The sequence below is a fragment of the Caenimonas soli genome (genome assembly GCF_013155545.1).
GTDB lineage: Bacteria > Pseudomonadota > Gammaproteobacteria > Burkholderiales > Burkholderiaceae_C > Ramlibacter > Ramlibacter soli.
Window position 1 is genome coordinate 161,699 of record NZ_JABJVV010000009.1, and the last position, 10,965, is coordinate 172,663.

Below are 10,965 nucleotides of genomic sequence, written 5' to 3' on the forward strand. Positions count from 1 at the left end.
CCCATGCTGTACACCGTCAGCCAACGCTTTTTCTTCGACGCGGCTCACACGCTCAAGCGCGACATCGAGGCCGAGGGCAGCCGCCGCGTTCACGGCCACACCTACCACGCCGAGGTGTGGCTGAAGGGCGAACGCAATCCCGCCACGGGCATGGTGATCGACCTGGGCGTGCTGCGCCGGCGCCTCGATGAGGTGCGCGAGAAACTCGATCACCACCTGCTGGACGACGTGCCGGGCCTCAAGCCCCCCACGCTGGAAAACCTGTGCCTGTTCATCGCCGAGGCGCTGGCCGACCTGAAGCCAGGGCTGGCGCGGGTCAGGGTCTGGCGCGAGGCGCTGGGTGATGCCTGCACGCTGGAATTGGATTCCTGAAGCTCAGGTCACAAGTGTGGTGCGCCACACCGCGGTAAGCGCGGTAACGACGACCAGTCGCCGTGCTGTTCTGAATTCCAGGTTCGCTCCGAGAGCAATCGGCAGGAACAATGTCTCGCAGAATTCCGAGCATGTGGACGCGAAAACGGAGAATTGATTGCTCAATGGCTGCCCGGAACGCCGGGATATCTGCATCGGAAGACGTTTCCCCAGGAGCTCAGCGATCGGGCATGCTTCAGGCGGTAGGCTTAAAATCGGTGAACATCACTATGGGAGTACGGATCGCGCCATGCTCGACACGCTCGAACAGGGTCGCGCAGCGTATCGCCGTCGCGCGTGGAATGAGGCCTATGGGGCACTCTCGCTTGCGGATCAAGCCCGGTCGCTCGATCACGACGACCTCGAGCTGCTGGGGACCTGTGCCTACTTGACCGGTCGCGACCAGGATTTCCAGAGAGTCCTGGAGCGGGCACATCACCTCAATCTGTCCGCCGGCAACCAGGCACGAGCGGCACGAGCGGCCTTCTGGCTGGCCCTGACAGCTCTCCTCCGGAGCGACAAGGGGATTGCGACCGGATGGCTTTCGCGCGCGGGACGACTGATAGAATCACGCGACTGCGTGGAGCAGGGGTACTTGCTGCTGCCGCTCGCCGAGCAGCATCTCGCCGAACGCAACGGCGCCGCCGCCCACGCCGCCGCGAGCCGCGCCGCCGCCGTTGGTCAGCGTTTTGGCGATGCTGATCTGGTTGCTTGCGCCCGTCACCTGCAGGGACGTGCTCTGCTCGACAAAGGAACGGTCAATGCTGGCCTCGCGTTGCTCGACGAAGCGATGCTTGCGGCAATGACCGGAGAGCTATCGCCCATCTTCACCGGTTTGATCTATTGCAGCGTGATCGACGCCTGCCAGAAGGTGTGCGCTCTGAGCCGTGCTCGCGAGTGGACCGCCGCGCTCTCCAAATGGTGCGAGCAGCAGCCGGACATGCTGGCGTTCACGGGCACGTGTCTGGTTCACCGAGCCGAAATCCTTGAGTTCGAAGGAGCCTGGCCGGACGCACTGTCGGAAGCCACCCGCGCTTGTGGGCGTCGCGCGCCGACCGACCGACGACCGCCTGCCGCAGCGTTCTACTTGCAAGGTGAGATTCTTCGGTTGCAAGGCAACATTTCCGCGGCCGAAGAGGCGTACCACAACGCAAGTCGGTGGGGATGCGAGCCGCAACCCGGACTGGCGCTGCTCCTCATGGCCCAGGGGCGGTGGGACGCCGCGTGCGCGACAATTCGCCGCGTCGTAAACGCGACGACCGATCCATTCGAGCGGGCGAAGCTGCTGCCCGCTTACATCGAAATCATGCTGTCCGGGTCGGCAGTAAAAGACGCCAGTTCCGCGTGTGCTGAGTTGGAGGAGCTCGCCGAGAACATCGACACGGACGTCCTGCACGCGCTCGCCGCGCATGCCCGCGGTGCCGTCGAGTTGGCCGATGGCGATGCCCGGACAGCGATCGCCCCTCTACGTCGCGCGTTCCAAATGTGGCAGCAGCTCGGGGTGCCGTACGCCGCTGCTCGCGTTCGCGTGCTTCTCGGAGGAGTGTGCCTGTCGCTGGGCGACGCCGAGACAGCTGGACTCGAGTTTGGTGCCGCCAGGGCGGTCTTCCGGCAGCTCGGGGCCGTACCCGATCTCGTCCGGCTCGATGCAATCGACAAACAGACACGCAGCCACCGGCCCTTGCTGACGTCCCGCGAGCTTCAGGTGCTTCGGCTGATCGCCGCCGGGAAAACCAACAAAAGCATCGCGTGTGAACTGTCGCTGAGCGAGCGGACAATCGACCGACACGTGAGCAACATCCTCACCAAGCTCGGCGTTCCCTCGCGCGCGGCCGCCACCGCCTACGCCTACGACCACAAGCTCTTTTGATCGCCGACAGTCCTGGCGCAAATTACCCAGCCGAAGAATCTGGCGGGATTGGGTGATTTCGCCGAAGCGCCACGGCGGGCATGGTGGCACATTTGGTCGGCAGAGTAACGACAGCGCGGACCAATTCCGGCAAGTGTCGTTCGTGCTACCGATTCCGAAAGGAGGATTGGCATGAGTACCAGTGTTGACATCGTCCGTAACGTTTACGACCTCTTCCGTAGTGGTGATATCCAGGGTGTCCTCGCCAATTTTGGAAACGACTGCGAGGTCGAGTTCTTGGGTGCCAACGGCATCCCGTTCGCCGGTAAGTACATGGGAGCCCGAGGTATGGGCGAAGCGCTTCAGAAGTTCGCCGACACCTGCGAGATTATTGAGTTCGGTCCCGACGAATTCCACGCGGACGGCGACTTCGTGACCGTCCTTGCCCACGAACACTGCCGCTGCAAAGCGACCGGACGCGAGTGGCGGACGCGCTTGGTCGAGACGTTCGTCGTACGCGAGGGCAAGATCCGGAACTTCCTCTGTATGTACGACACGGCCCGGGTCGCCGCAGCTTACCCCCAGGGCGCGACCGCAACGTAGGAATGTAATGGCTGGAGATCTTCCACTCTAGAACTCAGCCGGACTCGCGCAGAAGACTGGTTGCCGACCGGAACGCCGGGAGATCGTGGCCCGAAGGAACTTCTCGGCAACTCGCATCGCTCCAGCCTCCAGGGCTGTTGGAGTATGCAGGATGGGATAAGTTCTATTACTTCGAGCGCACTAGCAGCTGGGCGCGCAGCCAACCGCGCACGCTGTTGAAGAAGGCCACCTCTTCCGCGCGCTCCAGATCGGCCGGCAGCAGCACCGCCTCGGCGATCCGGCCGCGGGCCAGCAGATCGGCACGCAAGGTTCCGGCGAGCAAGCCGCAGTGCAACGCCGGCGTGAGCCACTTGCCGGCGATCCTGAGCGCCACGTTGCCGCGTGTGAACTCCGTCAGTTCCCCGCGTTCGTTCACCAGCAGCGTATCGAACAGGCCGCTCTCGCCGCGCAATCGACTTTCGTAGTGGTCTCGCCTTGTGGTCTTGTGAACCACGAACTCATGGTCCGCCGCCTGGGTATCCAGCGCTTGTCGGGCCAACGCAAACAGCACGGGCTCGGCGCTGGGTTCCATCGCGATGGCTTGGGCATCGGCACGGCCTGACGGTGCCAGCGTGAGCCGCACGCGGTAGGTACTTGTGGGGTGGCTTTGTGCCAGCGCTTGCAGCAGTTCCCAAACTTCGGCGCGATTCCACGGGAAGCCGAAATAGGCGGCACTGCGCGCCATGCGGGCCAGATGCGCTTCGATCAGCCAGTAGTTTCCATCCTCCAGCCGCAAGGTTTCCAGCAGGTCGAACGCCTGGGTCGAGAGTTCGAGCAGGCGCGCTTTGGCTGCCAGCTCCTGCCACTCGGCCTGCGCGTTCGCGCAAAAAGTCACGCCACTGCCCACGCCGTAGCGGGCCGACCAGGACAGCTTGCCGCCCGTCGCTTCCAGGGTCGTGGTGCGGATGGGCACATTGAAGGTCGCCGCGCCACCGGGCCGCAGCACGCCGATCGCGCCGCAGTAAATGCCGCGCGGGCCGTCTTCCAGTTCACGGATCCAGTGCATGGCGCGGACCTTGGGCGCGCCGGTGACCGATCCACAGGGAAACAGCGCGCCGAATACAGCGGACAAGCCGGTGCCGGGCCGCGTGCGCGCCGTGACCGTGGAGGTCATCTGCCAGACCGTGGGCAGGGCCTGCAACTCGAACAGTTTTGGCACTTGCACACTGCCGGGCTGCGCGATGCGACCCAGGTCGTTGCGCAGCAGGTCGACGATCATGACGTTCTCGGCGCGTTCCTTCGCGCTTTCCAGCAGCTGCCGGCGCGCCTGCTCGTCCAGCACCGGGTCGACGTGGCGCGGCGCCGTGCCTTTCATCGGCCGGCAGACCAGTCGTCCGCCGGCTGGCTGGGGGCGCCAGTCGAAGAACAGCTCGGGCGAGGCGCTCAGAATCTGCTGATCGCCCCAATCGAGCCGGAGCAGGTAGCCACCCGGCTGGGCTGCCTGCATGCGCGCCATCCACTGCGCCACGTCCCCCGAAAATTCCGCTTCCAGCGCGCCGGTCAGGTTGACCTGGTAGCACTCGCCGGCCGCCATGGCTTCCCGTGCGCGTTCCACGCGCCGGCCATAGAGCTCACGCGGCATCGAGAAGCTCCAGGGCGTGCAGCGGCTGCCGGAATGGCGTTCACCGGTCTCAGCCCAAGGCAACGCGCGATCGAACACCGCAAAGCGCGCCAGTGGCCAGCCGGGCAATGGCGCATGGGTTGGCAGACTGGCATCGAAAGCGCCCGCGGCCTCGTAAGCCAGCGCGCCCAGGCACCAGCGGCCGGCCTCGGCGTGGGCTTGCACCCGCCGCAGCACCGCCTCCACTTCGCCCGGGTGCCACGCCGTGAGCACCTCCGTGGGATCGGCAAAACGGGCGCGCCAGCGGCCGGGCGCGTCCTCGCTCTCCGGGAAATCGATGAAGGCCTGCAATGGTGTTACGCAGCCACGAAGCGGCTGGTTTCGATGGTGATCAGGTCGGATGATACCGATGCCGTACAATCCGCCTCGCTCCGGGGTGCGACCCGGCCATGTGGCCGGAATCGCTGAGATGGCAAGACCCAAACCCGAGAACTTGAACCGGTTAGTACCGGCGTAAGAAGAGCTGTCAGGCATCGGTCCCCCACGGGGCCTCAAGTCCTGCCACACCTTTCGGAGCACCTGTGTTGACACACGCACCGAAAGGATTGGCCGATGAACGCTCCCGACAAACTCGCGCAGTTGCTCTCCCTCACGCGCGAGCCCTTCCCCGCTTCCCGCAAGGTCCATGTTCCCGGCATGCTGCATCCGCAGTTGCAGGTGCCGATGCGCGAAGTGGCGCTCTCTAACGGCGAGACCGCGACGCTGTACGACACCTCCGGTCCTTACACCGACCCTGCGGCCGAGATCGACGTGCGCCGCGGCCTGCCGGCGCTGCGCGCGGGCTGGATCGAAGCGCGCGGCGATACCGAGCTGTACACCGGCCGCGAGCGCAAGGCGCTGGACGACGGCACCAAGCATGAAGAGCGCGAGGCCCAGCGCATCGCGGCGCTGCGAGCCGAAGCCGCGGCGCTGCAACGCCAGCCACGCCGCGCCAAGGCCGGCGCGAACGTCACGCAGATGCACTACGCCCGCCGCGGCATCATCACGCCGGAGATGGAATTCATCGCCATCCGCGAGAACGGCAAGCGCGAGTGGATGGCCGAATATCTGGCGGATTCCGAGAAGGCCGAACGCCTGCGCGGCAACCCCATGGGTGCGAAGATTCCCCAGCTGATCACGCCCGAGTTCGTGCGCGACGAGGTGGCGCGCGGCCGGGCCATCATCCCAGCCAACATCAACCATCCCGAAATCGAGCCGATGGCGATCGGCCGCAACTTCCTGGTGAAGATCAACGCCAACATCGGCAACTCGGCTGTCACTTCCAGCATCGAAGAGGAAGTGGAGAAGCTGGTGTGGGCGATCCGCTGGGGCGCCGACAACGTTATGGACCTGTCCACCGGCAAGAACATCCACACCACCCGCGACTGGATCGTGCGCAACTCGCCCGTGCCCATCGGCACGGTGCCGATCTACCAGGCGCTGGAGAAGGTCGGCGGCGTGGCCGAAGACCTCACCTGGGAAATCTTCCGCGACACGCTGGTCGAGCAGGCCGAGCAGGGGGTGGACTACTTCACCATCCACGCCGGCATCCGCCTGGCCTTCATTCACCTCACCGCCAACCGCCGTACCGGCATCGTCTCGCGCGGAGGCTCGATCATGGCCAAGTGGTGCATCTCGCATCACAAGGAAAGCTTCCTGTACGAGCACTTCGAAGATATCTGCGACATCATGAAGCAGTACGACGTGAGCTTCTCGCTGGGCGACGGGCTGCGCCCCGGCTCGGGCGCCGACGCCAACGACGAAGCCCAGTTCGCCGAACTGCGCACGCTGGGCGAACTCACCCAGGTCGCCTGGAAGCACGACGTGCAGACCATGATCGAGGGACCGGGCCATGTGCCGATGCACATGATCCAGGCCAACATGGACGAGCAGCTCAAGCACTGCCACGAAGCGCCCTTCTACACGCTGGGCCCGCTGACCATCGATATCGCGCCGGGCTACGACCACATCTCCAGCGCCATCGGCGCGGCCATGATCGGCTGGTTCGGCACTGCGATGCTGTGCTACGTGACGCCCAAGGAACACCTGGGCCTGCCCGACCGCGACGACGTCAAGCAGGGCATCATCGCCTACAAGATCGCGGCTCATGCCGCGGATGTGGCAAAGGGACACCCGACTTCGCGGGCGCGCGACGAGGCCCTGTCCAAGGCCCGCTTCGAATTCCGCTGGCAGGACCAGTTCAACCTGTCGCTGGACCCGGACACGGCCCGCGACTTCCACGATGAAACCCTGCCGGCCGATGGCGCCAAGGTCGCGCACTTCTGCTCGATGTGCGGCCCGAAGTTCTGCTCGATGAAGATCACGCAGGAAGTGCGCGAATACGCGGCCGCCCAGGAAGGCATGGCGCAAAAGAGCGCCGAGTTCAGAGCGGGCGGCAGCGAGATCTACATCCCGTTGAACAAAGCCTAGGCCATGAAGATCGGCATCGCGGGTGCGGGCCTGCTGGGCCGCTTGCTGGCGTTTCAGCTGGCGCGCGCGGGACATTCCGTGGAGGTGTTCGACCCGGCGCCGGATGCGCACGCACGTGGCGCTGCGGGTTGGACGGCGGCGGGCATGCTCAGTCCCGTCGCCGAACTGGAGTGCGCCGACAGCGAGGTGTTCGAGCTGGGGCTGCGCTCGCTGGCGCTGTGGCCCAAGCTGCTGGCGCAACTGGAGCAGCCGGTGCAGTTCAGCCAGGACGGCAGCTTGCTGCTGGCGCACCGCGGCGACGAAGGCGCAGCGCGCCGCGTGGTGGACCTGCTGGATCGCAAGGCGCCGCCGGGCTATGAACCGCAGGTGTTGGCGCCTGCGGCGCTGCGCGAACTCGAGCCCGCCGTGCAAGGGCCCGCCCATGCGTGGCTGCTGCCGTGTGAAGGCAGAGTCCACACCGTGCAGGCGATGGACGCGCTGGCGGCAATCCAGGGCGTGAGCTGGAACTGGTTGCAGCGAGTAGATCGAGTCGAACCCGGAGTCTTCCATGTGAACGGCCGGGCGCAAAGTTTCGACTGGGTCTTCGACGTGCGCGGTACCGGCGCCCGGCCCGAGCTGCCGGTGCGCGGCGTTCGCGGCGAAATCTTCTGGCTCCATGCGCCGGGGCTACGGTTGCACCGGCCGCTGCGGCTGCTGCATCCGCGCCATCGCGTTTACCTGGTGCCGCGCGAAGGCGACATGGTCGTCGTCGGCGCCAGCGAGATCGAGAGCGAGGATCGCTCGCCCGTGTCGCTGCGCAGCACGGTGGAACTGCTGGCGGCGGCGCACAGCGTGGTGCCGGAACTGGCCGAGGCACGGGTCGTCCACAGCGAGACCAACCTGCGCCCTGCCCTCCCCGACAACCTGCCGCAGATCGAAACGCAACCCGGCCTGACCCGCATCAACGGCCTGTTCCGCCATGGCTGGTTGATCGCGCCGGCGCTGGTGGAGGACGCGATCGTATCTGTCATGCCGGACGCCGATCCGGCATCCACCTTGGCGCGCCAACATGGATTGCGGGTCGAGCCCGCAATGACGGCCGTGGGGAGCCCGCAATGATCACCATCACGCTCAATGGCGCGGCACGGGAAGTGCCACCGGGCCAAACGCTGGCTGACCTGGTCGCCGCCCTCGACGCCCCGCCGCCGTCACTCGCAACCGCCGTCAACGGCGAGTTCGTTGCCCGCGACGCGCGTGGCGACTGCAAGCTTCACGATGGCGATGCCGTCTTCACCTTCCAACCCATCACCGGAGGCTGACCATGGGTTTCAACATCGGCGGCGTTCAACTCGAAAGCCGCTTCTTCCTCGGCACCGCTGGCTATCCCTCGCCCCAGGTCTTGCAACAGGCCGTCGCGGCCTCGGGCGCGCAGGTGGTTACCGTCGGTCTCAAGCGCCAGCTGGCCAGCGCCGGCGCGCCCAACGACTTCTTCCGCCTGATCCGCGAAACCGGCGCTCGCCTGCTGCCCAACACGGCGGGCTGCCGCACCGCGCGAGAGGCCGTCACGCTGGCAAAGATGGCGCGCGAGCTGTTCGGCACTCACTGGATCAAGCTGGAAGTGGTGGGCGACGAATACACCTTGCAGCCCGACCCCTTCGAGCTGGTGCAGGCTGCAGGAGAACTGGCACGCGACGGCTTCGAGGTGTTCCCCTACTGCACCGACGACCTGGTCACCTGCCAGCGACTGCTCGATGCCGGCTGCCGCATCCTCATGCCCTGGGGCGCGCCCATCGGGTCAGGCCAGGGCCTGCTCAACCCCAGCGCGCTGCGCACGCTGCGTTCGCGCCTGCCCGATGTTCCACTGGTGGTGGATGCAGGCATCGGCTCACCGCGCGATGCAGTGCAGGCGATGGAACTGGGCTTCGATGCCGTGCTGCTGAATTCCGCCGTCGCCCAGGCGCACGACCCGGTGGCAATGGCGCGCGCCTTCAAGCTCGGCATCGAGGCCGGCCGCTTGGCCTGGGAGGCCGGCATCATGGCGCGGCAGGACATGGCCGTGGCGACCACGCCTGTCACAGGAAGGCCCTTCGTCCTATGAGCAATCCCCCCATCGTATGGACAGTGGCAGGCTCCGATAGCGGCGGCGGAGCCGGCTTGCAGGCCGACCTGCGCGCCTTCGACGCCTTCGATGTGCATGGCTGCAGCGTGGTGGCCGCGGTCACCGCACAAAATTCGATCTCCGTGCAGCACATCGATGCAGTGTCGCCGGCGCTGCTCGATGCCCAACTCGCGGCGCTGGCGGACGACATGCCACCGGCGGCCATCAAGACCGGGCTGCTCGGCAGTGCTGCCAACCTTCGTGTGCTGGTGGCTTGGGTCGATCGCCTGCGCCAGAAAAACCCCGCGCTGGCACTCGTGGTGGACCCGGTTTTTCGCTCCAGCACCGGCGCCTCTTTCGCCGACCAGGAACTGCTGCAGGCCTACCGCGCCGAATTGCTGCCGCGCGCCACGCTGGCAACTCCCAACCGGGCCGAAGCCGCCGCCTTACTGGGCGTCGCCGCGCCGCTGGATCGTGCCGGCGTGGAGCAGGCTGCGAAGGCTCTGCACGAAATGGGCTGCCGGGCCCTCGCAATCACGGGCGGCGATTCGAGCGGCGACTGCAGCGAGGACTACGCGAGCACGCCGCACGCCAGCGGGTGGCTGAGCCTGCCGCGCATTGCAACGTCGCACAACCATGGCACGGGCTGTGTATTCGCCTCCAGTGCAGCCGCCGCCCTGGCCAGCGGCTTCGTCGCCATCGAAGCCCTGGTGCTGGCGAAGATGGCGACCACGCACGCACTGCGCCACGGCTATGCAGCCGGCGCGGGCGCCGGACCAGTGCGGCCGCGCGGCGACTTTGCGCTGCGGGCCGAGAACCTGCCCGGTTTCAGCATTCCAGGCCAGGATTTCGTTCCGTCCTTCGCGCCGTTGGCGGATCCGGCCCTGGGCCTTTACGCGATCGTCGACAACGCGGCCTGGGTGCGCCGGGTGCTCGACGCCGGCGTGCGCACGGTGCAGTTGCGCATCAAGGATCCGAAACATGCCGCGCTTCGCCAGGAAATTCGCGACAGCGTGGCGGCGGCCCGCGCCGCGGGCGCCCAGCTGTTCATCAACGACCACTGGCAGCTAGCCATCGAGGAAGGTGCCTACGGTGTGCACCTGGGACAGGAAGACCTGGCAACCACCGACCTGGCCGCCATCGCGAACGCCGGACTGCGCCTGGGGGTGAGCACCCACGCCTATTGGGAGGTGTGCCGCGCCTGGGCCCTGCGTCCCAGCTACATTGCCTGCGGGCCGATCCATCCCACCGGCGCCAAGGCCATGCCCTGGATTCCCCAGGGCAACGACAACCTGGCCTACTGGTGCGCCCTGCTGCCGGTGCCGGTGGTGGGCATCGGCGGCATGGACGTCGAACGCGCCGCGAAAGCGTCCCAATGTGGCGCCGCAGGCGTAGCGGTCATCAGCGCGATCACCGCGGCAACGTCGCCCGAAAACGCGATCCGGGCGCTCCAGGCAGCAATTGCAACCTCCTTGGCCGGGCCGAAAAATCCCCCGTCGCGCGCAGCCACTACAATTCGCTGCACCGCAACATTTGTCAGCTTGCCGTAAGCATCCGAAGGAGACCCATGTTCCGCACCCTGCTGAAGTCCAAGATCCATCGTGTCGCCGTCACGCACTGCGAATTGCACTACGAAGGATCCTGTGCCATCGACGAGAACCTGCTGGAGGCGGCGAACATCGCCGAGAACGAACAGGTCCACATCTGGAACATCAACAATGGCGAGCGCTTCATCACCTATGCCATCAAGGGCCAGCGCGGCACCGGCATGATCTCGGTCAACGGCTCGGCCGCCCGCCGCGCCGCCGTGGGCGACCTGATCATCATCGCGTCCTTCGCCCAGGTGCATGAAGACCAGGTGGCCAAGCACCAGCCGCAACTGGTGTTCGTGGACGAGGCGAACCGCCAGATGGGCGCGCGTAATTTCGTGCCAACTCAGCAGCTCTGATCCCTTCC

Annotated in this window: 10 protein-coding genes; 9 read left to right on the forward strand and 1 reads right to left on the reverse strand. The window is 66.2% G+C overall.

The annotated features are described in order from the left end of the window. Positions 1-3 precede the first annotated feature (3 nt). The 3 genes from HNE04_RS15750 (at position 4) to HNE04_RS15760 (ending at position 2,863) form a co-directional block, all read left to right on the forward strand. On the forward strand, positions 4-372 hold the full coding sequence (locus HNE04_RS15750; RefSeq protein WP_172220901.1) for a 6-pyruvoyl trahydropterin synthase family protein: 369 nt from the start codon (positions 4-6) through the stop codon (positions 370-372). A gap of 289 nt (positions 373-661) precedes the next feature. Then, positions 662-2,281 carry a LuxR C-terminal-related transcriptional regulator gene (locus HNE04_RS28420; protein ID WP_172220904.1) on the forward strand — a complete coding sequence of 540 codons (1,620 nt, stop codon included), beginning with the start codon at positions 662-664 and terminating at the stop codon, positions 2,279-2,281. A 171-nt stretch (positions 2,282-2,452) separates the two neighbouring features. Then, a complete protein-coding gene (locus HNE04_RS15760; protein ID WP_172220907.1) occupies positions 2,453-2,863 on the forward strand; it encodes a nuclear transport factor 2 family protein in 411 nt (136 codons plus the stop codon). Positions 2,864-3,029: 166 nt separating this feature from the next. On the opposite strand, the gene HNE04_RS15765 is transcribed toward HNE04_RS15760, so the two are convergent. Further along, complete coding sequence (locus tag HNE04_RS15765) at positions 3,030-4,814, reverse strand: chorismate-binding protein (protein WP_172220910.1); 1,785 nt, start codon at positions 4,812-4,814, stop codon at positions 3,030-3,032. 261 nt (positions 4,815-5,075) lie between these two features. Here HNE04_RS15765 and thiC point away from each other — a divergent pair, with 261 nt between their 5' ends. From thiC to panD, 6 genes are read left to right on the forward strand one after another with little or no spacing between them, the layout of a single operon-like run. After that, positions 5,076-6,932, forward strand: a complete 1,857-nt coding sequence (gene thiC / locus HNE04_RS15770) for a phosphomethylpyrimidine synthase ThiC (RefSeq protein WP_172220913.1) — start codon at positions 5,076-5,078, stop codon at positions 6,930-6,932. Positions 6,933-6,935: 3 nt separating this feature from the next. Continuing rightward, positions 6,936-8,030, forward strand: coding sequence for an FAD-dependent oxidoreductase (locus tag HNE04_RS15775; protein WP_172220916.1), 1,095 nt, complete (start codon positions 6,936-6,938; stop codon positions 8,028-8,030). Beyond that, positions 8,027-8,230, forward strand: a complete 204-nt coding sequence (gene thiS, locus HNE04_RS15780) for a sulfur carrier protein ThiS (RefSeq protein ID WP_172220919.1) — start codon at positions 8,027-8,029, stop codon at positions 8,228-8,230. The genes HNE04_RS15775 and thiS overlap by 4 nt, the downstream gene beginning before the upstream one ends. A 2-nt stretch (positions 8,231-8,232) precedes the next feature. Next, positions 8,233-9,009, forward strand: a complete 777-nt coding sequence (locus HNE04_RS15785; RefSeq protein ID WP_172220920.1) for a thiazole synthase — start codon at positions 8,233-8,235, stop codon at positions 9,007-9,009. Further along, entirely contained in the window at positions 9,006-10,559 is a 1,554-nt protein-coding gene (gene thiD, locus HNE04_RS28075) for a bifunctional hydroxymethylpyrimidine kinase/phosphomethylpyrimidine kinase (RefSeq protein WP_172220922.1), read from the forward strand. The genes HNE04_RS15785 and thiD overlap by 4 nt, the downstream gene beginning before the upstream one ends. A 17-nt stretch (positions 10,560-10,576) precedes the next feature. Continuing rightward, positions 10,577-10,957, forward strand: coding sequence for an aspartate 1-decarboxylase (gene panD / locus HNE04_RS15795; RefSeq protein WP_172220924.1), 381 nt, complete (start codon positions 10,577-10,579; stop codon positions 10,955-10,957). Positions 10,958-10,965 lie beyond the last annotated feature (8 nt).